The sequence below is a fragment of the Micromonospora lupini genome (assembly GCF_026342015.1).
Taxonomy (GTDB): Bacteria; Actinomycetota; Actinomycetes; order Mycobacteriales; family Micromonosporaceae; genus Micromonospora; species Micromonospora lupini_B.
The window spans coordinates 1-24,639 of sequence record NZ_JAPENL010000004.1 but is presented as its reverse complement, the minus strand read 5'-3'; the positions used below and the strand labels follow the sequence as shown (position 1 = coordinate 24,639).

Below are 24,639 nucleotides of genomic sequence, written 5' to 3'. Positions count from 1 at the left end.
CGTGCTGGCGCGCGAGCACCCTGCGGGGCAGGATCACCGGCGTGCTGATCGCCCCCGTCCCCGGCGTGAACCGGGAACACCTACTCGACACGCTGAACAGCTTGTACAGCTCACTCGTTTCCGTGCAGGCCGCTGGTCCGATCTCCGCCGTGCAACGAGCCCTCCGCTACCTGGAATGGACGCATGAGACCCGGCGGATGCTGCGGCGCCAGATCCATCCGGAAAGCCTGGAGTACCTGATGCCCGGCAGGAGCTACGAGGTGGTGCTGACGGCGGCCGCCGCGATGCGCGACGTCACCCGCGCAGCCGCCGAGTCTGACGAAGACAGCTACTCCCGATCCGCAGCGCGCGATGGCTCGCGGCAGCTGAACGGGCTGCTCTCGATGCTGATGGGCGAGCAGGCCGAAGCGCTGAACGCCGCCCGGGATGCGCTGGCCAGGGAGATGCAGCGCTTCCAACGCGACGGCGTCCTGGTCGTGCTCGACACCAACATCTACATGGAACACCCGCAGCAGATCGAAGAGATCGACTTTGCCGCCCTCCTGCACGCCGGCTTCGAGCCGATCCACATCCTGGTGCCCCTCGTCGTCGTCGACGAACTCGACAAGGGCAAGCGGGCCGGCTGGAACGGGTGGAGGGCCGCCTACTCACTGTCCTACATCGACCGGGTCGGGCAGCAGGGTGGCCTGATACGAGAGAAGGACATGAGCCACGACGAGACCGCGCGAGGCCAGGTCACCATCGAGGTGGTCCTCGACCCGCCCGGCCACGTCCGGCTGCCGAACAACGACGACGAGATCGTCAGCCGCACCCTCGCTATCAAGACTCTCGCCGGCAAGCAGGTCAGACTGGTCACCTACGACACGGGCATGGCGATGCGTGGCCGAGCGGCGGGGCTCCAGGTGCGCTGGCTCGAGCAGCCACCGAAGGACAAGAAGAGGCAGGCACGACGCCGCCATGGGGAAGAGGCCGACGATGGAGAGCGGCGAGGCGAGCGCGGCCCGGCGGGAGCCGCCGGCTGAGATCGGCCCGCTGGCGGTGATCGTCTTCGAGGTGGCCACTGCCAGACGGGTCGGTGCGCAGCTGCGGTACGGCGGCGGACCGCATCTTGACGAAATTCGGTACGCGGTGTATCGCCTGACGCTCGCCGCCGGCTCCGAGGATCCTCCCGACGACCTCACCCAGAGCCGCGCATAATTCCGATTATGTCCGCGAGTCGGGGCGGAAGCTGTCACTCTGCCGGCCCTAGAGTCAGAACATGAGCAACCTCGCCGCGGTGAGCGACCGCGCACCGGAGACAGCCCTTACTGATCTGGCCGCCGCGTTGCGGGACGCGACGGCGAACCTCGACGCTCACATCGAACAGCGCGCCCAGGAGATCGCCGCCCCCCGCATCGCCGAGATCGAGCAGGACGCCGCCGAGCGGGTCGCGGCCGCCGAGTCCGAGCGCGACGTGACCACCAACCGGTTCGCCGGCGTGGAGCGCGAGTTCCGCCGCCAGTACGCAGCTCTGGAGGCCCGCCGCGACGAACTCGCCTGGGCCGCTCGGTATCTACCCGCCAGGCTGCGGGACTTCGTGCTCAGGAGTGATGCCCCCCGGCACCTCTACCCGCAGCCCCGGGAGTCGTTCGCCGCTGCCGTCGACCGGGCCGCCGCCGAACTCGGCCTCACCCCGTACGCGGAGGAAGCGCGCTGATGGGCACCCTCACCGACCTGCTGACTCTGGTGGCCACCGAACCCACCCTGCTCCCGCCGGCACCGCTGGCGGCGGTCACGGACAGCACGCACCTGGACCACCGCCGCCTTGATGAAGTGCACACCTGCCTGGGCTGCGGCCAGCGCGCCCACTCGGCCCTGGTGGCAGAAACGAAGATCGGACCTCGGTGGCTGGACCTGTGCGACGAGTGCACCTACCGGCTCCACCAGGAGGACGACGCCCAGTGACCGACCTGGCCACCTTCACCACCCGGGCGGTCGTCGCCGGCGAGCAGGACGCCCTGCGCGACTTCACCGAGCGGTGGCTCGCCAACCGCCGCCTCTCCGAACACACCCGGACCGCGTACCGGCGTGACGTCGGTTTGTGGGCCACCTGGTGCGCGCAGCGCGGCATCAACCCGTTGCAGGCCACGTTCCTCGACGTCAACGCGTGGGGCCGGCACCTGGAACAGCCCAACGAGAGCAGCGGGAAACCGGCAGCGCCGGCGACGGTCGCCCGCCGCATGTCGGCCGTGTCCAGCTGGTACGACTTCCTCGCGAAGCTCGGCGCCGTACCCCATAACCCGGCGGCGGTCGCCGACCGGCCGTACGTCGACCGGGACCACTCCCCCACCCAGGGGTTCAGCGCCACCGACGCCGCAGCGATGCTCACCGCGGCCGCCGCCGGCGACAGGTGGATCGGCGCGGCCGGGGAGGCCATCACCGCGGTGCTCGTCGACATGGGCGTCCGGGTGTCGGACGTCTGCGGCCTCGACGTCGAGCACCTGGGCCACGCCGACGGCCACCGCACCATGCAGCTGCTCAAGATGAAGGGCGGCAAGAGGCGAACGCGCGCCGTGCCACCAGCCGTGGCCAAGGTGCTCGACGCGTACCTCGCCCACCGCGCCGCTCAGGAGCAGGTGCCCGTTGACGACCTGCACGGCGCCCTGTTCCTCAACGCCCGAGGCCAGCGGATCGGCCGACACGAGGTGGGCCGGTTCGTGCGCCGGCTCGCCCGAGCCGCCGGCATGCCCGGCTGGGACAAGATCAGCCCGCACAGCTTCCGCCACGCCTGGAACACCATCGCCCGGCAGCGCGGCGCGGAACTCGAGGACCGGCAGCACGCCCTGGGCCACGCCGACCCGCGCACCACCCAGCGCTACGACCGCAACCGAGACTCCCTGGACCGCGACCCGTCATTCCTGGTCGCAGCGGCGACGTCCACCGACCGCCTGTAGCCCAGCGATCCAGGGACGTTAGCGACCTCAGCAGGCACGCTGCCCCCATGATCATGTTCAACACGCTCATGGGGGTAGCGGCAGGCGGGGCGCTGATCCTCGTCCCGCACCTCTGGGCCGTCCTGACCGGCCACCCGACCGTCCTTCCAGGCACCCGGCGGCCGCCGAGCGCCGACGGCTGGGCCAGTGCTTTCGGAGTCCTCGGCGGGATCCTCACCCTGCTGGGCCTCGTCATGACGGTCACCCACCCCCTGGCCTCGGCCGCAGAGCACATCGACACCCTGTTCGGCGAACCGTCGCTCCTGCTCGGACTGATCCTGTTGGCGGCGGCCTGGTTTCTGCAGCGGCAGCCGCCTGACTGGGCCCGCGATACTGACCGTCTACGCGACGCCCTCACGCCCATGGCCTGGGTGTTGGCGGCCGCCGGCGTGGTCCTCGCCTGGTGCGTGGCCGCGATCGTCCGGTTCAACGCCGTCGGGGCGGCGCCGGTCGCCGAGCCGATCACGGGGTTGCTCCACGACTGGCCGTGGGTCGAGAACTCGTTCTTCGCCGCGCTCTACGGGCTGGCGGCCCTTGGTTGCCTTCTCGCTCCGGCTGCTGTTCGGGGCGGGCGGCTCGCGTCGAGGGCGTTGTACTGGTCCTGGACTACCTCGGGTGTGGGGTTTCTGCTGTTCGCGGCGATGAACTTCTACACGCACACCGGGATGCTGATCAACATCAATACCGGTGCTGGCCACTCCTGGTGACGTCGAAGACCGCCCACCGGTGACCCCGGGTGCCGCCGCCGTACCCGCCGCCCGCCGACCAGCGATTCCTGGTCGGCGGGCGGACGCCGAAGGCTCAACTGCCCTGCCTGGCCGCCCTCTCCGTCGCCTCATCCTCGGCGCAGGTCTTGTGGCACGGCCTACCGTCCTGGTCCCGGGTGAAGGCGCCGGATCCGCAGATGCGGCACGGCTGCCGGTCGCCGGCGGCGTAGCCGCTCCAGTTGAAGGTGACGCGCGCCTTCGCGGCAGTCCCACCGAGGTCGAACACCACCGCGCCACGCGGATCCCGGGGAGCGGCCGGCGGCCGCCGGTGCCCCGTCTCAACGCCGTAGTTGCAGTCCAGATCCAGCTCCCGGGGTGTCATCGTCACGGTGCCGCCCGGGCTCGGGTCCAGCTCGATGTCGGTGACCGGCCGCTGGCCGCTGCGGTCGTTCAGGTACCGCTCCATGTCGTCAGAGGTCACCCAGTAGTACAGCGACCGACCGCGGGTGTCGGCCTGCTCAAGCGATCGCCAGGCACCAGACGCCGCCCCGACGACCAGGTCGTCCAGGTTGAGACCTCGGGCGGCCTCCAGGTAGACGTGCAGCTGCCCGCACGGGCGTCCCCGGGTCACCGGGCAGCGCGCGTCCCGTCGGCCACACCGCTCGATCTCGGCCGTCCGGGCACCACCGGAGACGAGCAGCTCCGTGCCGGCGCGTACCCAGCCGGCGTTCGTCGACGGGATCGTGGCCCACGGTGCCCGGTGCTCGACCTGCACCGCGGCGTTGTCGGTGGTCCACATCGGCATCAACCCGTCCTCGCGGGCGATCCGGATCCGCTTTTTGATCGTCGGGACCGACAGCTTCGACACCTGCAGCTCGTGCCCGAGCTTGAGCCCGCCCTCGCCGCGCACCAGCACGTCGGTGACCCGCTTCCCGGTCGGCGAGCGCGCCTCCACCTCGACGGAGAACCCGGCCCGTTCCGAGACGATCGCGACCCTGTCCTTGAGGGCCTTGTGCTTGTCGGACTCGACCGCGTCCGGGTGGTTGCGAGCGGCGGACTTGTTGAGGTGCACGGCCTGGCGCAGGCCGGTCCCATCGAGGTTGCCCTTGAGGTACATCCACTCGGGGCAGTCCGGATCCTCTTTCCAGCAGGCGCCCATGCACCGCAGCTCACCCGCGTGGATCGTCCGCGACCGTAGCTCGTGCCACAGCCCCGGCCGGTCCGGATGTCCCAGATCCGCTCGGCTCAGGTTCAGGTCGATCCCGAGCCGCATGTGCCGCACAGCTTCCGCCATCCAGGCCCCCTCCCACTCGTCCTATCACCATGATGAGTGGTGGTACCGACGGGATCCACCGTCCGCGACGACAGCCCCGGGCTTCCCAGGGCCGTCGTGGTAGGGGTTGAAGGTCTACGGGGTCGGCTGCGCGGCGCCAGGCAGGTCCTCGGGCGCGAGGTAGACAGCCATGCCCTCCAGGATCGACTCGTCGCGCTCGCTGTATTCGAGAGGTACCTGATCCCCCGGATCGACGCCTGACGTGCGGGCCAGCTCGACGAACCGGAACAGCTCGCCCCAGCTCAGACCGTCGTCAAGGGCGAGCGAGAGCTTAAGGTTGACGGCCTTCTTCTCGAACTCGGGCACCAGGGGGTTCCTCCGAATCAGGGCGCATATCTCAGGGACGAAGCGGTTCACTGACGACGATGCTGGAAGTGCCAGTCCGTCAGTTCCTGCATGGTGATGCCGGCCGCGTTCCACCGTGCCTCGTGCTGCGCCTTGCGTGCTTGGCCACGGCGACCAGTGCACGGTGACCCGGCGGACGCTTTGCACTTCGGGCACGCGACTTGCTGGACCAGCTCAACTCGGTTCATGGTCATCCTCCCGCAGCACATCGGACGCTCAGTCCACGGTCGGCTCGCCAGAGCCGGGGAACTGCTCACGGAGGCGGTCGTAGCGGGCCTTGGCGAGCTTCGCCGCGCTGCCCTCCGCGTAGCCCAGGGCGACGCCGATGCGGTGCCACCCCTCGCCGAGCTGGCGGGCCCGGGCAACCAGTTGCAGCTCCTGGTAGTCGACTGCACGTCGCACGGCCGCACCCTGGCTGAGAGCGTCCAAGCAGTCCTGCGCGTTCGGCTCCGGGGTGCCGAGCGCCCTACGCAGCTGCTCTCCCCTCTCGAATGCACGCAGCACCTCGGCGGCCGCGTCGCGCTCCAACAGCCGGGGTGCCGAGTCGGAGTCGCGGAACCGGGCAGTGAGTCGGCTCAGCGCCTCACCGGCAGCATCGTCGGGGCGCCGCGCGGTGGGCGTGGCCGAAGATCTCCGGGCTGATTCCACTCGGCGGCTCCTCGGGTCGGGATGCATGTGAGGGTACGGGGACGGGCCGACGCTGGCCCATCCCCGGCACCGCTCAGCCGCTTCTTCAGCTCTCGTTGATCTCGCCGACCGGCACGTCGGGATACAGCCGCAGATATGCATCAAGGTGCTCGGCGACGTGCGCCCGGCCCGTGTCGGTGAGGCACACCAACGGCAGCGTCTCCGGGTGGTTCGGCCCGTAGTGGCGACCCCGTGCAGGCACGTCGACCAGCTCGACCAGGCCGCCGCCGGGATACGCCTTCAACCGGTCCACGACGGCCGTCGACCGGGCGATCTTCTTCACCGCGTGGGCGCCGAGCCCGACGGGGATCGCCCGGATCCGGTCGGGCACCTCCACCCGATGCTCCGGCGTCGACATCCGGTTCCAGCTTTCGTAGTCGAAGATGAGGCGGTCCCGGAACGGGCACCGATCCTGCTTCTCCATCCATGTCAGCCTGGCCAGGAGCCGCCAGTCTGGCTCCCGCACCAGGTGCCGGGGGCGTAGGGACGGCGAGTGATCGGCCAGACCGGAGTGCGCGCCGGCGAGGACCTCAGGGTCGACCACGTTGACGTCGGGGTACAGCTCTCGGTAGCAGGCGTGGTGTACCTCGAAGTGGCGCCGGCCGGCGGGAGTGATGTGAACCCAGTAGCCGCCGCCCACGCCGTGGCTACGAGCGCTCGCCTCGGGCAGGAACTCCCTGATGTAGCTCCCGTCGCGCTGGTTGTCGCGGAGCTTCTGCAGGGCCGTCCAGGAAGGGGTGCGCTCCGACATGGGGGTGTCGCGAGGTTGCAGGCCCATCGTCATGCCGCCCTCGCCGGCCCGGTACAGCCTGGCGAGGGACTCCCACAGCCATTCGGCGAGCAGCCCGGTCGGCTTCTTCACCGGCTTGGCGTCGTCTGGCAGCGCGGCGCGGGCAGCGGCCCGGCCTGGGGTGGTCAGGGTGACGTAAACGCACTCCACGACCATGATGCCCAGGTCAGCCCACCCGTGCTCGGTCGTCACCAGGCCGCGCCGGGTTAGAGCCGCCAGTGTCGCCCCTGCACCCGAGTCGTGCTCCCCAGCCGCACGCAGGACGTCCTGGATGGTCGTGTACCCGAACAGACCCCGTGGCAGCTTCAGCGAGAACCGCAGCTTCCGCCACTCTGCGGCCGGCGGCACCTCCACCCGGTTGCGCCGCTTCCCGGCGATCTCCCGCTCTCGCTCCTGGTCGGCGTTATAGATGGCCGCCAGGTATGTACGCTGCCGGTCGTTCAGGTCAGCCCACGCCGCGGCCGCCTTCGCGGTCATGACGTGGGCTTCTGGCCGAACAGAGCATCGGCGACCTCAGCGTCGGCCGCCCACGACTCACCGTGACCTCCTCGGAACAGGCGGAGCGCTCCCCGGTGCCGCACCAACTGCCGGGCGAGGTACCCGTACCCGATGGCCATCGACACCAGCGCGGTCGCCAGCGGCAGCCACCGCGGCGCCGGCTGCAGCACCAGCTGCGCGACCGCGCCGGCCGCCGACACTGCGGTGATGGCCACGACCATGAATACCGCGGCCCGGGCGACCCGGCCGCGTCGGCGTAACTGCGCGACTGCGCCGGTCAGGAGGACCCCGGGGACGATGCCCATCACGGCGATCGCGAAGCCGAACCGGTCGACCGTCATCGGCGGTGCCCCGCTCGCAGCGCGGCCGAGAGCGCCAACAGGACCAGGAGGACGGCGCAGATCAACACGAGCGCGCCGTTCTTCGCTCGTTCGCCGAGGATGATGCCGCCGAGCATCACCACCGCGGCGAACAGGGCCAGGTAATCCATCAGGGTGCGTACCCAGCGGGGCCGGCTGGGTGTCGGGCTCGTCTTGTCGGGCACCGGGTGCTCCTTGGGTCGGGATGAGTGTGACGTTACGGGGGCGGGCCGACGCTTGGCCCGCCCCCGCGCTGGTCACTCTTCGGCGGGCAGCGGCACGTTCATGGAGGCGAACCAACGGGCCAGGACCTGCACGACGTCAGCGCCGGGTAGCTCGTCGTCCGCCTCGGGCGCCATGTCGACGAGGTGCTGCCGGAGCGACAGGATGGCCCGGCCATCCCGGGTGGCCGGGTCCGGGAACGGGCCGACCTCCTCAGCCGGGGTGGTGTCGCCGAGGATGGCTCGTTGGACGGCGAGGCCACGGTGCTGGTCGGCCAGCTGGGCGAGGAGCTTCTCAACCTCGTCGGTGAGCCGCTTGATCTGCTGCAGGTGGCCAGCCCGGCGCCCGGGGGCGAGGTGCCAGTCCTGGTAGCCGATCAGCTCGTCGAGGTCCTCGCGGGCCTGCCAGTGGTTGACGAGGGCGTGCACGACGTCGGCGGTCCGCTTGGCGGTCGCCTCCGGGGCCCGGCCGCCGGCTGCCCGGCGGACGGTCATCCAGCCGTAGGGGCGCTTCGGGTCCATCTGGCTGGGCCGGAAGGTCGGCGCACCGCCCAGCTCGACCTGGCAGATCACCGGTCGGTCGGGCAGCTCTTCGTTGTAGAAGTAGCGGATCTGCCCTTCGAGGAGTCCGAACACGACCTGCACGCTCGGCTCGTCGCGGACGTAGCGGTTTGCCGGCTGGATGGTGAACGTTCCGATCCCCTCGACGGCGTACACGACGCGGCCGTACTCGTCAGGAGTCGTCGTGAAGGACAGCTTGCGGCCGCCGGCGGTGGTGGTGGTGATCGTGGTGACCTCGGACATGCAGCCTCCCCATCTAGGCGGGTCGCTCACCCGCACACACCTATTCTATCAGGTGGTGTTCTGTGTAGTTGACCCGCCCTCCGCCCCGGGGGTGGTCAGCCGGGCAGGTGCCACGACACTCGACCGGTGGGCAATTCGATGTAGGCGACGATCAGGCGGGGGTCAGTCGGGTCGTGGTCGACGCCGGCGGAGAGGCCGACCTCGTGTGCCAAGGAGAGGGCCGCCCAGATCAGCGCCTGCCGCGCGGGTGACCGGGCGTCGCTCTGCCAGGTGGCGGGCGCCGCGATGTCAGCCAGGACGCGGGCCAGGCGGACCTCGGCCGGCTCGGCGGCGCGCAGCGCGGCCAGGATGTGGTCTAGCTGCTCGGGTAGGCCACGTAGGTGCCACGTCAGGAGCCTGGTGCTTGGGTCCTGGTGCGCGACTCCGTGCGGTCGCAGCGGGCCCGGGCCGGACCACTCGGCGAGCACGGTTTCGACGGTCGTGATCAGCGCGACAAACTCCGGGTCGTCCTGGGTCTTCGGGGGTCGGGGCCGTTTGGTGGTGGGCATGAGGGCTGGTTCCTCCTGGGTGGTCGGGGATGATTGGGATGGGTGCGGGCCGGGGCCATTAGGGGTGGTCCCGGCCCGCGCGAACCCCTCACGGTCTGAGGGCGGTCAGGCTTGTTTGAGGTGGGTGATCACCGGGTTCAGCTGGTCGGGGTTGTAGCTGGTGGCCGTCAGTCCTGCAGCCCGGTCGCGGCGGCTCGGACCGTGGCCAGCCATCCGGCGGGGTCGCGGGGCGGGGTGGACATGCCCGACATGATCCGGCGCAGCGCCTCCTCATGGTCGGAGTATCCGACCTCGCCGAGCCGCTCGTCGTCGCGCAGCACCAGGGCGACGGCGAGGGTTTCGCTGGTCGACCAGCCCTGGTAGCGGCCGCCGTGCGACTGCACGTACCGGACCCGCCGCACGGTCTCCTTGCCGAAGGTGTCGGTGACGAGCGGGAGCGCCTCATCCATCACCTCGGCCCGGCGATCCAGCTCGTCCTGCTTCCGCCGGTACGCCTCGACCTCGGCGGCCAGCCGCCGGCAGCCCTCGGTGTGGCCGTCCTCGTTGTCGGAGGGGTAGCCGTTGTACGGGCCACGGTCGGTGATGCGCTCGCCGCAGCCGCGGGGGCCGCCGCAGGTGAAGAACACGTACCGGTCGTAGCTGTAGCTGGAGACGGGCCCGGCGACCAGCTCGAACGCCCGTTCCCGCCGGACGTAGTCCTCGGACCACTCGATCTCCAGCAGGTCGGCGATCTCGTCCCACGAGGAACCTTCGCCGCGCAGTCCCTTGGCGAACGTGTACGCCTGGTTCTGCGCCAGCCGGGCGACGGACAGCGCGGCCTGCAGGCCGGCGAGGGGCTGCGGCTCGGGGAAGCCGTAGTCCGACTCCGGCCGGATCTTGCGGGTGGTCATCTGGTTGGCCGGGACCGCCGCCTTCACCGCGCGGTCGACGATCTGCCGGACGGCTGCCATGTCCACCGCCTTGGATTCGGCGGTGCTGCTGTTGGTGCTCACTCTTTCCTCCTGTGGTGCTCGTTGTAGTGGGGCTGACGGTACGGTCCGGGTCCGATCATTCATGCCTCGATAGGAGGCATGACAAGGTGATCTTGGGGCTTGCCTACTGCCGCTGGTGCCCGGCGGTGCCCTGCCGGGCGGCGATGTGGTCGGGGACGTCGGGGCCGTGCTCGCAGGTGACCATCCGACCGGTCTGGCTGGGCACGACGCAGCCGTCGCCCAGCTGGGTGGTGCCGGCCGCGTTGGCGGTCGCGTTCGAGGTGCCGGGTCTGGTGCTCTTTGCCATGATGGTCCTGCTCCTCTTGTGGGAGTAGCGGTCGGCCCCCGGAAGCTGTCCAGGCGAGGGGGGCCGCCGCGCCGCCGATCTGGCGGTCACCGCGCGTGTCCCGACCGAAGCCGGGGCACCGCGGAATCCGTCACTCGGTTACGCCGGCTTGTCGTCGGCCGTGTTGGCGGTGGCCAGGTCTGCGGCCAGCCGGCCGACCTTGCGCAGTCCAGCCGCCGTGGTGGTGTATGGGTCGGTGGCGTACCCGACGCTCCACTCCTCGCCGGCGTCGGCGGGCCTCCGGTCGACGCGGTACTGCACCCCGCCTTCCTCTTCCTCCTGCACGGCCTCGATCACCAGGGCGCCGCCGTTGCGAGCGGAGATCTCCACCGTGGCGCTCGCCAGGCCACCCCGGGCATCCAGCGTCTGATCGACCGCGTCCCTGTCCGCGGTGACCCGCCGCAGCTCGGCGGCCGCCGCCGGGTCCAGCGGCTGGGCGGTCGTCTCCATCGCCGCCTGCTGGGCGCGGGCGTCGGCCAGGTCCCACTTCCCGGAGTGGTGGTTCTCCAGCCCGGCGCGGTACCGGTTGCGCAGCTTGTGGGTCTCCCGCAGGTTGGCGCCGGTCACGCCGGCGGGCGCGGCGTACAGCTCGTCCAGGCGTGCCTGCTCGGCGTCGGTCCGCATCCGACGGCCGTCCAAGTAGGCGTACCGACGCTGCGGCCGGATCGCCTCCAGGATCTCCATCTCCCGGTACTCGCCCGGCGTCAGCCCGCACACCAGCGCCGCCTGCTGTTCGAGCAGCGGAGGCAGGATCGGGTTCAGGCTGTCACCGCCGCCGTACTTCAGCTCTTCGATCCGCTTGACCTGGTCGCTCGTCTGTCGGCGCCCGTCGGTCCGCTCGATCTCGGTGATCTCCGCGAACTGCTCGGGAGTCACGCCGCAGATCTCGGCGGCGTCGGCCTCCCGGCCGGGCTCCCAGCCGTCCTGGCCGGCGGCGTCGATGCGCCGTTGCCGCTCGTCGTACACGGCCCGGTCCTGCGGGCTCAACTTCGCCGCGACCTGCTCGTAGTCGCGGCGTCGCCGTCCCTGGACCGTCAGCCGCTGCTGGACCTGCCAGTCCAGGCGGATCTTCTCCTCCCCCTGGCCGGGGAACCGCTGGCTCTCCAGACGGGTCTGCTCGTCGTACAGGCGAAGGCTCTGCTTCAGCAGCTGCCGGTACTCCTTGTCCCCTGCGGTGGCCGTGGCGATCATCTCGTCGATCCGGGCCGGCAGCGTGGCCGCGTCGACGGCGTCCAGGACGACGGTGACGTCGGCCCCCGTGTCGACGGTGAGCTCCTCGCCGTCCTCGACGACGGTTGCCTGCGATGGCGCGTGGCCGCCACGCCACGCCGCCTTGTCGTCCGGGTAGACCGGCGCGGCGAGGTGGACCTGGCGGCCGTCGGGCGTGTCCACGGCGGCGCCGAGCATCAGTTCCCCGTCGGAGCCCGCCACGGATCCGCTGCCGACGACGTGTTCTCCGTCGCGGAGCACTATCCGATCAGCCAACCGCAGCCGATCCTTCAACTTGGTCTCCTTCCCTGAGGGGCTGGCCGCGTGTTGGGCGTCGCCTTGGGCCGATGCTCCTGTGCTGGTGGTGCCGTACGCGGCCGGGTCGGCCATTCCCCCGAGGTCGGCGGCATGCACGGCCAGGTCTTTGTGGCCGCGCATGGCGTCGACGAGCGCACGGACGGCCGCCATGCGCGCCTCGGCGCCCGCGAAGCGCGTCTCGGCGGCGGCGACCCTGGTGTTGCTGGCGTCGAGGGCCTGCTGGGCCTGGTCCTTGATGTTCTGGGGGAAGTCGCAGCCGGCGACGCCCGCGACGAACTGCTCGTCACGGGCCCGGTCCTCGCGGGCGCGGTGCAGCGCGGCCGCGGCGTCGTCATGCTCGACGGACGCTCGGATGAGCATCGCCTGGGTCTCGGTGACGCCGGTGTCGACGTCCACCACCTCGCCGGTGGTCGTAGTGACCATGCCTGCACTCTCCCATGATCGGCGGGTCGCTCACCCGCACACACGTAGACTACCAAAAGAGTTGGGGCCCGTCGATCCCTCAGATCGACGGGCCCCAACACGGACTCTCACCGCAGGTCGGCGAGCACCTCCTCCAGCCCGTCCGGCTTCACCAGTACGTCACGAGCCTTCGACCCCTCCGACGGGCCGACGATCCCCCGGGCCTCCATCAGGTCCATCAGCCGGCCCGCCTTGGCGAACCCGATTCGCAGCTTGCGCTGCAGCATCGACGTGGAGCCGAACTGCGTGGTCACCACCAGCTCGACGGCCTGCACCAGCAGGTCCAGGTCGTCACCGGCGTCCTCGACGGCCTTCGCCGGCGTCGAGGACGCCCCGACGACGTCCGGCCGGAACTCCGGCTCCCGCTGCTTCTTGCAGTGCGCGACGACCGCGGCGATCTCCTTCTCGGTCACCCACGCCCCCTGGAAGCGGACCGCGCGGGACGCGCCCATCGGGATGAACAGGCCATCGCCCTGGCCGAGGAGCTTCTCCGCGCCGGGCTGGTCCAGGATGACCCGCGAGTCCGCGAGGGACGACGTCGCGAACGCCAACCGGGACGGCACGTTCGCCTTGATCAGACCGGTCACCACGTCGACCGAGGGACGCTGGGTGGCCAGCACCAGGTGGATGCCTGCGGCCCGGGCCAGCTGGGTGATCCGGACGACCGAGTCCTCCACGTCGCGAGGCGCGACCATCATCAGGTCCGCCAACTCGTCCACGATCACCAGCAGGTACGGGTACGGACGCATCTCCCGTTCGCTGCCCGGCGGGGCCTTGATCTCGCCGTTGCGGACCTTGCGGTTGAAGTCGTCGATGTGCCGGACCCCGTTGGCCGCGAGGTCGTCGTAGCGCATGTCCATCTCGCGCACGACCCAGTCCAGCGAGTCGGCCGCCTTCTTCGCGTTCGTGACGATCGGGGTGACCAGGTGCGGGATGCCCTCGTAGCCGGTCATCTCGACCCGCTTCGGGTCGATCAGCAGCAGCCGCACCTCGTCCGGGGTGGCCCGGCTGAGGATGGACACCAGCAGGGAGTTGAGGAAGCTACTCTTCCCGGCGCCGGTGGCCCCTGCCACCAGCAGGTGCGGCATCTTCGCGAGGTTCACCACCAGATAGCCGCCCTCGATGTCCTTGCCGAGCGCCACCACCATCGGGTGCCGGTCCTTGGCGGCTGGCCGCGATCGCAGCACGTCCCCGGCGGTCACGATCTCCCGGTCCTTGTTCGGGATCTCCACGCCGACGGCGCTCTTGCCCGGGATCGGGGCGAGCAGCCGCACCTCCGACGACCCGACGGCGTAGGCGATGTTGCGCTCCAGCCGGGTGACGACCTCGACCTTCACCTTCGGGCCGAGCACCACCTCGTAGCGGGTCACGGCCGGACCCCGCTTGAAGCCTGACACCTTGGCGTCCACGCCGAACTGCTCGAACACCTCGGTCAGCGCGGCAACAACCTCGTCGTTCGCGGCCGTGCGGGTCTTCGCCGGGAGCCCGGCGGCCAGGAGGTTGGTCGGCGGCAGCCGGTAGCCGTCCGGGAGGGTCAGCTGTTCCCCGCGCAAACGAGCGGGGACCGGCTGCGCCGGAGCGCTCGGCCCAGCCGGGGAGACCGGCGCCGCCGGCGACACCGGAGCGGACGAGATGGGAGCGGGCGAGACGGGAGCAGCGGCCGGAGGGCCCGTGGGCGCGTCGTCCGCGTCGACGTCGTCCAGTTGCCCGTCGGACTCGTGCTCGTCGACGGGCTCGTCCGCCTGAACCTGGCGGTGTCGGCGACGCTGCACCGCGGACAGGCCGTTGCGGCTGGCGGTGTGCGCTCCCACCGCGATCAGCCCGAAAGCGAGGAGCAGCGACAGCAGCAACGCGGCGACCCACGACTCCGTGACCCGGGCGAGGAGCCCGCCGAGGCGGCCCAGGAAGCCACCGGCGGCGCTGTCCGGCCGTCCGGCCAGGATGAGATCCAGCAGTCCCGCGCCGGCGACGTAGAGGGCTGTCCAGCCGACGATGCGCGGGCGGTGGAACAAGCCGACGGGGCGCATCAGGCGGACAGCCCGAACTGCGAGGAGCGCGGGCACGAGGTAGGCGACCAAGCCGACCAGCGCGGTGGCGGCGACGGTGGCGTACTCACCGACGGGACCGGCCCGGTGGAACCACACCGCGGCGGCCGCGACCACCGCGGTGGCGGCCGTGAGGAGGCCCGCGCCGATCCGGCGGTGCGCGGGGTCGACGTGGACGCGATCGCCGTAGCGGTGGTGCAGCCACCGGCCGGCCAGCAGGCTGCCGGCGACGGCGAGTGTGAGCGCCTTCTTGCCGTTGCCGAACTTCCGGCTGGGCCGTCGGGTACTGGGGCGCTTCGGGTTGCGGGTGGTCGTCGGGCGCCGTGCCGGCGTGCGGCCGGTGCGGCTTGCCGGGGTACGAGTGGTGCGTCTGGCGGCCATGTCGGTCCTTCCCGGGAGGGGTCGCTCACCCCTGCATCCATTCAACTGTATGAACTGACGCCCCCGGTGCGCAACCACTTGCGCGCCGGGGGCGTCGGTTTCGTTCACATCTGGCGCAGCGCGGGCAGGTGCTGCGGCCTGATCACCGGCCGGTCTGACCCGCAGCCGAGGCCAGCCTCGCCGTGACCGCCCGCGCGTGCCGTACCCGCGCGCATCCCTCCTCGGCAGCGCAGGACGCCGCCTGAGACGGCACCTCCACCCGGTAGCCCCGCAGGTCCGACGCCACGGCGGAGACGAGCTCTTCCAGATCGCCCCGTGGGGGCCGGCATTTTCCGTCCTGACCGCGGGCGTGGCCACGGGCGTTCCGGCCTGCCCATTGCCGGTCATGCGGACCCCGGTTCTCGAACCGCTCGTCGAACTCCATCTCGTACGGACGGTGGCAGCGGTCGCAGTGCCAACCCACCATGGCGGTCGTCTTGCCCGTGGGCGTACCGCGCCGGTTCCAGGCCAATCCCTCGTCGACCGTGTACTCGTAGAGGGTGACCTTGGCGCCGTCGACGCCCTCGAACTCGTCGAGGATGCCCGTGCCCCCGGGGTACCAGGTCGCCGCCGGGATGATCTTCTCCCAGGGGCCGTAGCCGCACGATGGCCAGCCGCCGTAGATGGTCGCGTCCGCGCCGCCGGGCAACACGGCCGTGCCGCTGCGGAAAGCCTCGATCGTCGACGGTTCCGTCAGCAGCATGACGCCGAACTGCTGCGACTCCAGGAGCGCGAGCCCGTACGGCTGCCCCGGACGGCGGTGGTCCTCGCGGAGCGAGTCCTCAAGGTCCGTGCGTGCGTCGCTGGGCTCGGCGGGGACGATCACGGTCATCGCCACCCGGTAGAAGTCCACGCCCTGGATCCGGCCGTTCGGGCCGTAGTGGTGAGTGTTGCCCGCCAGCAGATTCGACTGGTAGTTCGGGACGAACACCGGGGTGATGCTGCTGTTGGGCGTGTTCACGTCGCTCATGCCGCAGCCTCACCCTGGTTGTTGGTGGCGGCCAGGTACCCGGCTGCCTTCTCGTCGTCGAGCTGCGCGGCGATGCTCGCCGCCGTGGCGTAGCCGGCCTCCGGAGCGAGGCCGGCGTAGCGGCGCCACTGTGCCGCGCGGTGCTCGTGCAGCACAGTGAGGCGTGATGGCTCGCCACCCTCGTTGATCTGCTCACTGGTATCGACGATGTCCGCCCACACGGCCGAGCGGCGCAGTTGCTCTCGGGCCGCCTGGTCGCCGGCCGTGTCCCGGTCCTGGTTGCCGGATGTGATGTTTCCGCTGTCCACCGTGCTCCCTTCACGTCAGCGGGTCGCTCACCCGCCGCTCGATGGCGGCCCGGCCCGGTGCCGGGCCGCCAGGTCGTTCGTTATCCGCGCAGCGCGCGGACCTCGCTCAGCAACTCGGTGATCGCCCGGGCCACCTCGGCCCGGTCCGCGAGCACCTGCTCGGCGTTCGGGACCTTCGCCGGCGCCGCACCGAGCCGGTCGATCTGCGTACGCAGCTGCGACTGGTTCCGCGAACCGGGGCTGATGACCTCCACGAGCTGGGCCAGTGGCCGACCCTCGTGGACGTGCAGGTGCCCGGCGGCCGCCGTGCGCTCGACGATCACCTGCCGGCGCAGGTCGTACAGCTCCTTCGCCAACTCGTCGGCCTTCTCCGCTCGGTCCTCCGGGCTCGCGACCTTCGCGACCGCGGCGACCTTGCGGCGCAGCTGCGCCACGGGCACGTCGGTGACCGGCTCGGTCCTGACCTGCGCCGGCACCTGTCGAGCCAGCCGGCGCTGTTCCGCCTCAAGCGAGGCGATCTTGGCGGTGAGGCTCCGGCCGTGACGGGCCAGCCGCAGCAGTTCGTCTCGCAGGGCCGGGCTGTCCGGCGCCGGCGGAGTCTCGTCGAGCCGGGTGCCGCTGGTGCCTGCAATCCGGGCTGCGGCCACCGTCGGCCACCCCCGGTGCGAAACCATGCCGGCCGCCGCCTGGTTACGCATCTTCACGACCCGGGCCAGGTCGGCCCGGACGGTCCGCAGCAGATTCCCGATTGCCTCGACGCGCTGCTCGGGGACGTCAGGCAGCCCTTCGACCGGCGGCAAGGGCGAGGCCTTCGCGGCCTCCCACTCCCGGCCGGCCGCCTCGGTGGCGTCCTGCCGTAGGGTATGCAGCTCCCGGCCCAGTTCGGCCAGCTCGGCCAGCTTCGCGGCCGGCTCGGCGACGTTCGGCGGGTTGGTGTTCTCGGCGAGCGCGGCGCGCAGCGGCTCCCGGTTCTTCGCCCCCAGACGCAGGGCTCCCTCGATGCGGCTGATCGGCCAGTCGTGGTGCACATGCAGGGCCGCTGCAACGACGTCGCGTTCCTGAAGCACATCGCGGTGCGCCACCGCGGCGTCGGCCGCGACCACCTCCGCGTACATGGCCCGATCGGCCGGGTCGCGCCGGCGTAAAGCGGCTGCCAGCTGCTTCCGCAGCGTGGCCAGGTCGACCTGGGCTGACATTCTGATCACTTCCTCCATTCCGATGGCGGGTCGCTCACCCGTACACATAACACGATACAGGCGGGGTTTGTGATTGTCACGCGCCGATCTACGGTCAGTCCGTGTCAGCGGCGCCGGTGAGCACCGCGATCAGGCCACCAGCGCGGATCGACGCTCGACTGGAAACAGACTGGTGGGGCCGGGCATCGCCCGGCCCCACCAGGTCGGTCAGGATGCCTCAAGGCCCGACGAGTGCCCGAACATCCGGACGTGCAACTGCTCAAGCTGCAGCTCGATCTGCTCCAGCCGCCGGGCCCGGTCGAGGGCCTTCCGGCGCGCGCCGATCTTGATCTCGCGCTTCAGCCACTGGCGGATCGCGATGAGCAGTCCCTGGACCTTCACGTGGTCGCGCCAGATGCTCTCGATGTCCTCGTGAGTGTCGGCGCGGTCCTCCAGGCGGCGGATCCGTGCCAGCGCCTGCTTGTAGGTGCGCTCGTCGACGACGGCGAACACGGTGCCCGGGTCGCGGCGCTTCTCGCGCAGGTTGGACCACAGGATGACCGAGCCGAGCACGATCCCGACGACCAGGGGGCCGGCGAGGGCTCGCAGTACCAGTTCCATTTCCATGTTGACCCCTTCACTGTAGGCGGGTCGCTCACCCGCACACATGGACTGTATCGCGGCGGGGGCGGCCTGTCACCCCCGCCGCCCAAGGTCATCCACCTGCCACTGGTTGCCCAGATCCCGGTCCCGCACCTCGTCGTACCGGTTGTAGTCGTCCTCCAGCCAGGCCATCCGCACGTTGCTGACCACGAAGGTGCCGCCGTTGCCCTCCTGCTTGACGACCAGGTAGGTGGCCGTACCGCCGTCCCCGTTCGGCACCGCGCCCACGTACGGCTCGTGCCGCATGTCCCCATCCCAATCCACTTTCGCGTCGGCGAGCGCGAGGATCGCGCCGACAGCCCACCGCGCTCGGCCGGCAGCGGCCTCACCGTCGGACAGCCAGGCGGGCAGCGGGATGAGGCCGTCGAAGAAGTCCATCGGACTGTTCAGGGCGTAGACGTGCATGTGCAGCTCCATGGGGCGACGAAGAGACTGGGGTTGTCCAGCATAGGGAGATACGCCGGCGCCGCCCAGGTCACGCGGCGAGCGCGTAGTCCTCGACGTGACCGCCGCCAGCGCGCAGGACACGCCCACGCCACCAGAGGGCGTAGTCGAGGCAGTTAGCCTCCGTCTTGTGGCCCGGGTCGCAGCCCGGCTCCCGGCGGCCGGCCGCCGACCACGCCATCGAGTCGCTGGACGCGAGGTGCTGAGCGCTGAACTCCAAGCCCTTCACGCCGAAGCCGAAACCGTGCACGGCGATCCCGTCAGCGGCGAGCCTGCTGATGAGCAGGCTCGTCCCGAGCAGGCTCGTGCGCCGGCACACCGACCCGATCCCGACCCGGGGCTCCTTCGTCAGGTCGACGCCGGCGGCCGCGAACTTGTCGACGCAGCGCAGGTACTCGACCGTCCGCCAGCCCTGAAGGACCGGGATGATCGGCAGGTCCGGGGCGAGTGACCGGAGCTCGACGAAGTTCGCCACAGTCAGGTCCTGGTGCTGCTCGACCGTCCGACCGGTCTTGGCCAGCATCGACGGCTCGCACATCCAGTCCTGCTGCGACGCGAAGTCCAGCTGGCCGACCTCGTCGACGTAGCGGCGCACCGCGGCGACGTACGGCTTCGGGGTGGTGCGCCACTCGTGGAACATGGACAGCTCGGTGAACCCGCCGGAGTCGAGCGCCCACGGCGCGATCGCCCTCGGCAGGGTCTTGCGTTTGGTCAGGCGCCGGTGGGAGATGAACAGCGGCACCGGCACGGTGGCCAGCCAGCCCGGCATACCGGTCCCCAGGTAGAACCGCACGTTGCCCTCCGATCCGTGGGCGGGTCGCTCACCCGCCGAGCTCAAGCAGCCAGGGCCAGATCCCGCTTGGGGTACGGCTTCGTCTTGACGTCCAGCACCGTCTTGCGCTTCTGCCGTCGACCGCCGATCTTGAAGGCGTACCGGTGTTTCCCGCCGCTGATCTCCCACCGCTCGGCGGCGGTGGCCAGCGCGGCCGCCAGCCACGCCTTGCGGCTCTCCTTGCTCACCAGGTCCGCCATGGTGGGCGGCATGGCTCCGAAGTCGACGAGCCTCGTGACCACTCCCCGAAAGCCGGATTCGGCGCCGATCACCTTGCGCAGCGTCCGGTCCGTCATCCGCGTGCTGTCGGGAAGCACCGCCTCCTTCACCCGGCGTGAGAGGCCGTAGTAGTCGCCGCCGCACCCCTGATAGGCATCACCCCAGTGGCCCGGCATGTACTCCTCCAGTTCGCCGGCGTCGTTGCGGCGGGTCCGCGGCGTGGGGTCGGAGTAGGCGACGACGCCTCGGAAGCCGTCGCCGGCGGCGAGCTTGAAGGCGCGGCGCATCGCGTAGGACTCTGCGTTCGCCGGGACCTCGTCCAACAGCACCAGGCGGCCGAGTTCCGCCGACTGGGCGTAGGGCTCGAGGTGCGGGAACGGCAGGGTCAGCACCCGCTCCTGCATCGGCGAGGACAGCACGATCACGCCGACGAGGCGACGGCCCTCGGCGAGGTCCAGCAGCCCGTAGCGGCGAATCGCGGCCACGAAGGTTCCGCTGTAGTGGTGTTGGGCGACGAACTCTTTGGCGAGGCTTTCCTCGATCGGCTCTACGGCGTACCGGCGCTTGTCGAAGCCGCCTTCCGAGACGTGTCGCCAGCTGTGCTGGCGTCGGTTCCAGCGCTGACACCACCCGTCGAGACTGGCCGGGGTGGTGGTCAGTGCCAGTGGCGTAGGCATGGGACCTCCCGTTCGCGCGGGTCGCTCACCCGCGTTGCGCGAGGGCGGCAGCTGGGCAGCTGCCGCCCTCGCGGTGGTCGCGTCAGGTGCTGGGCAGTTCGGCGATCGCGGCGCGCAGCTGGGTGATCGTCGCGGCGAGCTTGTCGGCGTCGGCGATGCACGCGACCTTGGCCCGCTGGAGCTGGGCGGCGGTCGTGGCCCACGGTCCCCGCATCTGCATCCAGGCGTTCCGCGACGCGGTGATGATCTCTGCCGCGTAGGCCGGACGGTGCGCGGCGCGCAGGAGCCGGTCGGCGCAGTCGCGGGCGGATCGGCCGTTGGTCTTGGTAGTCATGTCGCGGTTGGTGTGCCGGTGGCCGCACTCGACGACGACCTTCCGGCCCAGGCGGACGACTCCGGTGTAGCGGTCCTCGTCCCGCTGCGTACCAGGAACGAGGATCAGGTATTGCGGCCGGGTAGCGGCCGGAGTCTCCGGCTCGGGCCCTGGCGGGGCGGCCGGGGCCTCGCAGATGCCGAGCATCCAGCAGAGGCATCCGGGCCGGCCGCACTCGGTGTTGGTCAGGCTCATCGCGGGTCCTTCCGTGTGGGTCGCTCACCCACTGGTCAGGCGCAGGCGGTCTTGAGGGCCGCGTAGTGGTCAAGGCGCTTCCGGGCCAGCTCCTGGCTCTGCGGGGTGGACCTGGGCTCGCGGAGGATGGCCTCGCAGTCGTAGACCATCTGCTGCAGGGCGGCGCCGTTCGCGGTCTGCCGGCGGGCCTCGATCAGGGACGGGTAGTAGACCCACTGCTGGGTGGGCCGGTATTCGGTATGCCAGGGCGTGGATCCATCCTCGACCCACACGTACAGCCACAGCCCGTCGTGAGAGACGGCCTCGTGCTTGTTGAGCTTCCGGACCGGAGTGAGGTCGGTCGTCGTGCCGTGCATGCAATCTTCCTCCCATGCGCGGGTCGCTCACCCGCACACAGCAAGTTTAGCACGGGCTTTGATCAACGATCAAGCGACGCCAACGCCTCCGCGACCGACTCAAACGACGCCGGCTCCCCCAGCTGATACGCCGGCGCGAACCGCGCCCCGGCCGCCACCACCCGGTCGGCCGGCACACCCTCGCCGTACAGCGCGGCGAGCACCCGGCCCGCCCACGCCGATGCCTGCGCGGCACCCGGCCCCGGCACCGGCCGGAACCCCGCCGCCCCGTTGCTGTCCGCCCACAGCACCCCGACGGCCCGGCCCGCAGCGACGTCGACCACCGCGGCCGCCTGGACCGTCCCGTCCGGGCGCACCCCGTACCGGCCCTGACCGCCGTCCGGGCGCAGCTGCAACGTCTGCTCGTCCTTGCTCCACCGCTCACTCAGACCCATGGCTCACTCCACCCACGCGTTGCTGCCGTCGCCGTAGCCGGCGTAGACGTCACCGTACGGGTCGGGCGCCCAGCCGGGCCCGGGCTGCCACTCGGCGGGAACGACCTCGGCCTCCACGAACCACTGACCGGAGATGGTGCGTGACCCGCCCCACGGCGGCCGGTACTCGCGGTCCGGCCCCCGATAGACCCCGTGGACCACCAGCCGCTGGCCACGGCCCAGCAGGAGCTCCTGCTCCCCGTCGACGGTGTCGAACGGCGGCACCCCCAGGTACAGGCCCGGGGTGTCGCGGGGCACCCGGATCAGCCACTGCACATCCGCTGCGGCGAACTCCGCCGGAGGTTCCGAGCTGATGGACGTGGACAGGTAGCCGGGGTCGGTGAGGATCTGCCCGACGAGCCCGTGCATGCCGTCGTCGTCGTCCCGGCCCTGCACCCCAGCCGCCTCCAGCGCGCCGGCGCCGGTGCCGCGGGTGACGAGGATCGGCTGCGGCAGCCGGCTCTTCGCCATAGCGGCGTCGAGCGCGGAGACCTGGTCCCGGTCGTCGTCGGTGGTGGCCACCACCGCGCGCAGCGCCTGGTTGATGCCCGGGTCCTTGATGTAGGCGCGGGCGGCGTCGATCTCGTCGCCGGTGAGCCCGTCGGGCGCCTGCATGTTCCGCTCGGCCCACACCGCGCCGTCGGCGGTGCCGTCCCAGCGGCGCACGCCGTGCCGCAGTCCGGCCGGTTCCCCGGCCCGGTGCGCCAGCTCGCCGTGAAGCATCTGCATCAGGGCGGCCTGGGCGTCGCCGGTGAGGTGCGGCAGGGTCGCCTTCACCGCGCCGTCCGGATCCGGCGAGCCGATGATGCCCGCCAGGTAGGTGACCGCCAGCTCCTCCGTCTTGGCGCGCTCCGCCGCGGCGTCGAACCAGTCGGCGGCCGCCGCCCACTCCGCCCGCTCTTCGGCGGTGCCGTCGCCGGCGGCGAGCCGGCCACGCAACTCGGCCACGGTGACCCCGGAGTCCGGGTCGAGCAGCTGGCGCACCGTCTCGGTGTCGAGCGGCTCGGCGGGCGGGTTCGGCCGCAGACCCGAGCCCTCGACGTCCCGGGCGGCGACCATCGACACCCACCCGGCGCGGGTCCGGACCTGTAGCTGCCCGCCGCCCGGTGTGGCCATCACCTCGCCGACGGTCTCGCCGACGCCGGGCGTCCACGCCCGAACCCAGGTTCCGACCTCGATGAAACGACCGCGGCTGTCGCGCGGGTGGTCGCCCTCCTGCCAGTCTTTGCGGAGGACCCAGCGGGCGAGCAGGACGGTCACGAGACGGATCGTCCCGGCGTGGGCGGGCTTGCGTCCTGCCGCTACTCCTCCCGGCGCACTGTCACGACCTGGTCACCGGAGGCAGCGTCGCAGCACTCGGACCTCAGCGTTCTCGGAGGTGCGGGGGTACTTCACACTGGTCCGACGGGGTCGCTCCGGGGAGGTCAGCGTGCCGAGTGGCAGCGGTAGTGAGCAGCGGCGTTCGGGTGAGCGCTCGCGCAGGAGATGGACCCTGCGTGAGAAGGTCCCCATCGGCTTGGCGGTCCTGTCCATGCTGGCGGCAGCCCTGGACCTCCTGAGTGGTGGAGCCGTCAGTGGGCGGTTGTTCTCGCGGACTCCGCCGGAGCCAGACCAGCTCAGGTACAGCGCGACGATCGAGAACAACCGGAAAGCTCTCTTCGAGGGCACTCTTTCCGTCACCACCAGCGGGATCGTCGTGGTGGGCAGATCGTTTCCCATCCGCGTCTTCCTCTGTGGGCCTGACGCCCGAGACCTCGAGTGTGTGACACCTACGGAGTCGCCGCGGCCAGGCGTGACACCGACCGATCGGCGCGTCGCACAAGCGACAGGTGTTCCACTCGGGGGGCGTGTCGAAGGGCGCTTGACCAGCACCGATTCACGAATCAATATCGGCGCGTCGAGCACGTGGACCATCGTGCCGTTGACCAATCGAGCCGACGTGGGCCGGTGGATCTGGTCGGTCAAGGCCAGCGAACCAGGCGACTACGAGCTGCTCCTGGAGGTTGCCGTGCTTGCCGGGGGCACTGCGGAACCGCTGGTGCCCCCGGAGAGCGTCGTCATCCGCGTGACCGCCGAACGCGTCCCGGAGAGCGAAAGGGGCAGCCCTGCACCGGCCCAGAGCGGCACCGGGTCCACGCAGCTCACCGACGTCGCCGCGCCCCCGGCGCGCGCACCAGACTCCACTGACGCGAAGGGCATTGCCGACTCGGACACCGGCTGGACGATCGAGAAGGTGATCCTCCCGATCGTGTTGGCGATCTTCACCCTCGCCGGCGTGATCATCGCAGCCTGGCTGGGCAGCAGATCGCGGCGGGATGCGCCGCCAGGAACCGCCGTAGGCGGATCTACCGCGCCTCAGGCAGCCTTCAACGGACGAGCTGCGCCTTCCCCGGCTCCACAGCGTCCGGCTCAGCGCGGTCCCGGTGGACGTGGCGCATGACGGTGCGGACGTTGATCCCGAGCACCCTTGCCGCATCTACCTGGTTGCGGCGGCTCACCCGCACCACGTGATCGATTGCGGCGCCGCGCTCCGCCACGCCCAGCTTCCGCCCCGGGTCTTCCTGCCGCACGGCGCGGTGCACGACCACCTCGTCGACGTCGACCAGGGAGCGCCACGGCTCGTCGACGATCGGCCGCCAGCCGTGCCGCGCGGCAGTACGCCGGGCGTAGGTAGCCGCCCTGCCAGTCGGGGCCGGGTACGTGAACAGCTCGTCGTACAGGTCGGACACCGCGACGGCCAGGTCGTCAGAGACCCGGTCCCGCTCGCCGTGAGCGATCGCGGAAACCGTCATGATCCGCCGCTCCAGCCGCTCGGCGAGGTACGTGAACGTCCACCCGGTGGCCACCAGCGTCCGCAACAGCTCGGCGACCGGCTCAGCGTCGACCAGGCTGGGTTGCCAGCAGCCATACGCGATGGCC

Annotated in this window: 32 protein-coding genes; 7 read left to right on the top strand and 25 right to left on the bottom strand. The window is 70.9% G+C overall.

Features of this window, described 5'->3' with window-relative positions:
* The first annotated feature begins 41 nt into the window (after positions 1-41).
* From OOJ91_RS33665 to OOJ91_RS33640, 6 genes are all read left to right on the top strand, one after another.
* Entirely contained in the window at positions 42-1,022 is a 981-nt protein-coding gene (locus OOJ91_RS33665; protein WP_266251620.1) for a PIN domain-containing protein, read from the top strand.
* Complete coding sequence (locus OOJ91_RS33660; protein WP_266251619.1) at positions 976-1,197, top strand: hypothetical protein; 222 nt, start codon at positions 976-978, stop codon at positions 1,195-1,197. Before OOJ91_RS33665 ends, OOJ91_RS33660 begins: the two co-directional genes overlap by 47 nt.
* 61 nt (positions 1,198-1,258) lie before the next feature.
* The gene (locus OOJ91_RS33655; RefSeq protein WP_266251618.1) at positions 1,259-1,696 is read left to right on the top strand and encodes a hypothetical protein; all 438 of its coding nucleotides are present in this window, start codon (positions 1,259-1,261) and stop codon (positions 1,694-1,696) included.
* Complete coding sequence (locus tag OOJ91_RS33650; RefSeq protein ID WP_266251616.1) at positions 1,696-1,944, top strand: hypothetical protein; 249 nt, start codon at positions 1,696-1,698, stop codon at positions 1,942-1,944. The genes OOJ91_RS33655 and OOJ91_RS33650 overlap by 1 nt, the downstream gene beginning before the upstream one ends.
* A complete protein-coding gene (locus tag OOJ91_RS33645; RefSeq protein WP_266251613.1) occupies positions 1,941-2,933 on the top strand; it encodes a tyrosine-type recombinase/integrase in 993 nt (330 codons plus the stop codon). Before OOJ91_RS33650 ends, OOJ91_RS33645 begins: the two co-directional genes overlap by 4 nt.
* Positions 2,934-2,980: 47 nt before the next feature.
* Complete coding sequence (locus OOJ91_RS33640; RefSeq protein ID WP_266251610.1) at positions 2,981-3,679, top strand: DUF981 family protein; 699 nt, start codon at positions 2,981-2,983, stop codon at positions 3,677-3,679.
* A 94-nt stretch (positions 3,680-3,773) separates the two neighbouring features.
* Here OOJ91_RS33640 and OOJ91_RS33635 read toward each other — a convergent pair whose 3' ends face one another.
* The 24 genes from OOJ91_RS33635 to OOJ91_RS33525 all read right to left on the bottom strand — a co-directional run bounded on the left by OOJ91_RS33635 (position 3,774) and on the right by OOJ91_RS33525 (position 22,980).
* A complete protein-coding gene (locus tag OOJ91_RS33635) occupies positions 3,774-4,973 on the bottom strand; it encodes a competence protein CoiA family protein (RefSeq protein ID WP_266251608.1) in 1,200 nt (399 codons plus the stop codon).
* A gap of 114 nt (positions 4,974-5,087) precedes the next feature.
* Positions 5,088-5,318 (bottom strand): hypothetical protein, encoded by a 231-nt coding sequence (locus tag OOJ91_RS33630; protein ID WP_266251606.1) that lies wholly within the window; start codon positions 5,316-5,318, stop codon positions 5,088-5,090.
* Positions 5,319-5,365: 47 nt separating this feature from the next.
* Entirely contained in the window at positions 5,366-5,551 is a 186-nt protein-coding gene (locus tag OOJ91_RS34655) for a zinc finger domain-containing protein (RefSeq protein WP_439117163.1), read from the bottom strand.
* Positions 5,552-5,573: 22 nt separating this feature from the next.
* Positions 5,574-6,005, bottom strand: a complete 432-nt coding sequence (locus tag OOJ91_RS33625) for a hypothetical protein (protein ID WP_266251604.1) — start codon at positions 6,003-6,005, stop codon at positions 5,574-5,576.
* Positions 6,006-6,090: 85 nt separating this feature from the next.
* A complete protein-coding gene (locus OOJ91_RS33620) occupies positions 6,091-7,311 on the bottom strand; it encodes a hypothetical protein (RefSeq protein WP_266251602.1) in 1,221 nt (406 codons plus the stop codon).
* Positions 7,308-7,673, bottom strand: a complete 366-nt coding sequence (locus tag OOJ91_RS33615; protein WP_266251600.1) for a hypothetical protein — start codon at positions 7,671-7,673, stop codon at positions 7,308-7,310. Before OOJ91_RS33615 ends, OOJ91_RS33620 begins: the two co-directional genes overlap by 4 nt.
* Positions 7,670-7,876 carry a hypothetical protein gene (locus OOJ91_RS33610; protein ID WP_266251597.1) on the bottom strand — a complete coding sequence of 69 codons (207 nt, stop codon included), beginning with the start codon at positions 7,874-7,876 and terminating at the stop codon, positions 7,670-7,672. The genes OOJ91_RS33615 and OOJ91_RS33610 overlap by 4 nt, the downstream gene beginning before the upstream one ends.
* 72 nt (positions 7,877-7,948) lie before the next feature.
* Entirely contained in the window at positions 7,949-8,716 is a 768-nt protein-coding gene (locus tag OOJ91_RS33605) for a hypothetical protein (protein ID WP_266251596.1), read from the bottom strand.
* 95 nt (positions 8,717-8,811) lie between these two features.
* Entirely contained in the window at positions 8,812-9,264 is a 453-nt protein-coding gene (locus OOJ91_RS33600) for a hypothetical protein (protein WP_266251595.1), read from the bottom strand.
* A 167-nt stretch (positions 9,265-9,431) separates the two neighbouring features.
* Positions 9,432-10,256, bottom strand: a complete 825-nt coding sequence (locus tag OOJ91_RS33595; protein ID WP_266251594.1) for a hypothetical protein — start codon at positions 10,254-10,256, stop codon at positions 9,432-9,434.
* Positions 10,257-10,359: 103 nt separating this feature from the next.
* The gene (locus OOJ91_RS33590) at positions 10,360-10,542 is read right to left on the bottom strand and encodes a hypothetical protein (RefSeq protein WP_266251593.1); all 183 of its coding nucleotides are present in this window, start codon (positions 10,540-10,542) and stop codon (positions 10,360-10,362) included.
* Between the two features lie 138 nt (positions 10,543-10,680).
* A complete protein-coding gene (locus OOJ91_RS33585) occupies positions 10,681-12,531 on the bottom strand; it encodes a hypothetical protein (protein ID WP_266251592.1) in 1,851 nt (616 codons plus the stop codon).
* Positions 12,532-12,638: 107 nt separating this feature from the next.
* A complete protein-coding gene (locus tag OOJ91_RS33580) occupies positions 12,639-14,996 on the bottom strand; it encodes a DNA translocase FtsK (RefSeq protein ID WP_266251591.1) in 2,358 nt (785 codons plus the stop codon).
* Between the two features lie 142 nt (positions 14,997-15,138).
* Positions 15,139-16,005 carry a hypothetical protein gene (locus OOJ91_RS33575; protein WP_266251590.1) on the bottom strand — a complete coding sequence of 289 codons (867 nt, stop codon included), beginning with the start codon at positions 16,003-16,005 and terminating at the stop codon, positions 15,139-15,141.
* Positions 16,002-16,313 carry a hypothetical protein gene (locus tag OOJ91_RS33570; RefSeq protein ID WP_266251589.1) on the bottom strand — a complete coding sequence of 104 codons (312 nt, stop codon included), beginning with the start codon at positions 16,311-16,313 and terminating at the stop codon, positions 16,002-16,004. The genes OOJ91_RS33575 and OOJ91_RS33570 overlap by 4 nt, the downstream gene beginning before the upstream one ends.
* An 80-nt stretch (positions 16,314-16,393) precedes the next feature.
* The gene (locus OOJ91_RS33565) at positions 16,394-17,509 is read right to left on the bottom strand and encodes a hypothetical protein (RefSeq protein WP_266251588.1); all 1,116 of its coding nucleotides are present in this window, start codon (positions 17,507-17,509) and stop codon (positions 16,394-16,396) included.
* A 207-nt stretch (positions 17,510-17,716) separates the two neighbouring features.
* Positions 17,717-18,115: a hypothetical protein gene (locus OOJ91_RS33560; protein WP_266251586.1), complete on the bottom strand. Its 399-nt coding sequence runs from the start codon at positions 18,113-18,115 to the stop codon at positions 17,717-17,719.
* Between the two features lie 69 nt (positions 18,116-18,184).
* Complete coding sequence (locus OOJ91_RS33555) at positions 18,185-18,556, bottom strand: hypothetical protein (protein WP_266251585.1); 372 nt, start codon at positions 18,554-18,556, stop codon at positions 18,185-18,187.
* A gap of 70 nt (positions 18,557-18,626) precedes the next feature.
* Positions 18,627-19,388: a DUF7221 family queuine tRNA-ribosyltransferase-like protein gene (locus tag OOJ91_RS33550; protein WP_266251584.1), complete on the bottom strand. Its 762-nt coding sequence runs from the start codon at positions 19,386-19,388 to the stop codon at positions 18,627-18,629.
* A gap of 41 nt (positions 19,389-19,429) precedes the next feature.
* Entirely contained in the window at positions 19,430-20,323 is an 894-nt protein-coding gene (locus OOJ91_RS33545; protein ID WP_266251583.1) for a hypothetical protein, read from the bottom strand.
* A gap of 82 nt (positions 20,324-20,405) precedes the next feature.
* Positions 20,406-20,891 carry a hypothetical protein gene (locus OOJ91_RS33540; RefSeq protein WP_266251582.1) on the bottom strand — a complete coding sequence of 162 codons (486 nt, stop codon included), beginning with the start codon at positions 20,889-20,891 and terminating at the stop codon, positions 20,406-20,408.
* A 35-nt stretch (positions 20,892-20,926) separates the two neighbouring features.
* Complete coding sequence (locus OOJ91_RS33535) at positions 20,927-21,247, bottom strand: hypothetical protein (RefSeq protein ID WP_266251581.1); 321 nt, start codon at positions 21,245-21,247, stop codon at positions 20,927-20,929.
* Positions 21,248-21,309: 62 nt separating this feature from the next.
* Positions 21,310-21,681: a hypothetical protein gene (locus OOJ91_RS33530; protein ID WP_266251580.1), complete on the bottom strand. Its 372-nt coding sequence runs from the start codon at positions 21,679-21,681 to the stop codon at positions 21,310-21,312.
* Positions 21,682-21,684: 3 nt separating this feature from the next.
* Complete coding sequence (locus OOJ91_RS33525; protein ID WP_266251579.1) at positions 21,685-22,980, bottom strand: ADP-ribosyltransferase; 1,296 nt, start codon at positions 22,978-22,980, stop codon at positions 21,685-21,687.
* A gap of 601 nt (positions 22,981-23,581) precedes the next feature.
* Between OOJ91_RS33525 and OOJ91_RS33520 the strand changes: the two genes are divergently transcribed.
* Positions 23,582-24,160 carry a hypothetical protein gene (locus OOJ91_RS33520; RefSeq protein ID WP_266251578.1) on the top strand — a complete coding sequence of 193 codons (579 nt, stop codon included), beginning with the start codon at positions 23,582-23,584 and terminating at the stop codon, positions 24,158-24,160.
* Here the strand turns inward: OOJ91_RS33520 and OOJ91_RS33515 are convergent.
* Positions 24,087-24,639, bottom strand: a 553-nt coding sequence (locus tag OOJ91_RS33515) for a hypothetical protein (protein ID WP_266251577.1), incomplete at its 5' end; no start/stop codon positions are given. The genes OOJ91_RS33520 and OOJ91_RS33515 overlap by 74 nt on opposite strands.

What these genes read in the sequence shown, in the direction of transcription:
- OOJ91_RS33660 (WP_266251619.1), top strand. Translation starts at nt 976, where the DNA reads ATGGAGAGCGGCGAGGCGAGCGCGGCCCGGCGGGAGCCGCCGGCTGAG.
- OOJ91_RS33655 (WP_266251618.1), top strand. Translation starts at nt 1,259, where the DNA reads ATGAGCAACCTCGCCGCGGTGAGCGACCGCGCACCGGAGACAGCCCTT.
- OOJ91_RS33650 (WP_266251616.1), top strand. Translation starts at nt 1,696, where the DNA reads ATGGGCACCCTCACCGACCTGCTGACTCTGGTGGCCACCGAACCCACC.
- OOJ91_RS33640 (WP_266251610.1), top strand. Translation starts at nt 2,981, where the DNA reads ATGATCATGTTCAACACGCTCATGGGGGTAGCGGCAGGCGGGGCGCTG.
- OOJ91_RS33635 (WP_266251608.1), bottom strand. Translation starts at nt 4,973, where the DNA reads ATGGCGGAAGCTGTGCGGCACATGCGGCTCGGGATCGACCTGAACCTG.
- OOJ91_RS34655 (WP_439117163.1), bottom strand. Translation starts at nt 5,551, where the DNA reads ATGACCATGAACCGAGTTGAGCTGGTCCAGCAAGTCGCGTGCCCGAAG.
- OOJ91_RS33620 (WP_266251602.1), bottom strand. Translation starts at nt 7,311, where the DNA reads ATGACCGCGAAGGCGGCCGCGGCGTGGGCTGACCTGAACGACCGGCAG.
- OOJ91_RS33615 (WP_266251600.1), bottom strand. Translation starts at nt 7,673, where the DNA reads ATGACGGTCGACCGGTTCGGCTTCGCGATCGCCGTGATGGGCATCGTC.
- OOJ91_RS33605 (WP_266251596.1), bottom strand. Translation starts at nt 8,716, where the DNA reads ATGTCCGAGGTCACCACGATCACCACCACCACCGCCGGCGGCCGCAAG.
- OOJ91_RS33600 (WP_266251595.1), bottom strand. Translation starts at nt 9,264, where the DNA reads ATGCCCACCACCAAACGGCCCCGACCCCCGAAGACCCAGGACGACCCG.
- OOJ91_RS33590 (WP_266251593.1), bottom strand. Translation starts at nt 10,542, where the DNA reads ATGGCAAAGAGCACCAGACCCGGCACCTCGAACGCGACCGCCAACGCG.
- OOJ91_RS33585 (WP_266251592.1), bottom strand. Translation starts at nt 12,531, where the DNA reads ATGGTCACTACGACCACCGGCGAGGTGGTGGACGTCGACACCGGCGTC.
- OOJ91_RS33580 (WP_266251591.1), bottom strand. Translation starts at nt 14,996, where the DNA reads ATGGCCGCCAGACGCACCACTCGTACCCCGGCAAGCCGCACCGGCCGC.
- OOJ91_RS33575 (WP_266251590.1), bottom strand. Translation starts at nt 16,005, where the DNA reads ATGAGCGACGTGAACACGCCCAACAGCAGCATCACCCCGGTGTTCGTC.
- OOJ91_RS33565 (WP_266251588.1), bottom strand. Translation starts at nt 17,509, where the DNA reads ATGTCAGCCCAGGTCGACCTGGCCACGCTGCGGAAGCAGCTGGCAGCC.
- OOJ91_RS33560 (WP_266251586.1), bottom strand. Translation starts at nt 18,115, where the DNA reads ATGGAAATGGAACTGGTACTGCGAGCCCTCGCCGGCCCCCTGGTCGTC.
- OOJ91_RS33555 (WP_266251585.1), bottom strand. Translation starts at nt 18,556, where the DNA reads ATGCACGTCTACGCCCTGAACAGTCCGATGGACTTCTTCGACGGCCTC.
- OOJ91_RS33545 (WP_266251583.1), bottom strand. Translation starts at nt 20,323, where the DNA reads ATGCCTACGCCACTGGCACTGACCACCACCCCGGCCAGTCTCGACGGG.
- OOJ91_RS33540 (WP_266251582.1), bottom strand. Translation starts at nt 20,891, where the DNA reads ATGAGCCTGACCAACACCGAGTGCGGCCGGCCCGGATGCCTCTGCTGG.
- OOJ91_RS33535 (WP_266251581.1), bottom strand. Translation starts at nt 21,247, where the DNA reads ATGCACGGCACGACGACCGACCTCACTCCGGTCCGGAAGCTCAACAAG.
- OOJ91_RS33530 (WP_266251580.1), bottom strand. Translation starts at nt 21,681, where the DNA reads ATGGGTCTGAGTGAGCGGTGGAGCAAGGACGAGCAGACGTTGCAGCTG.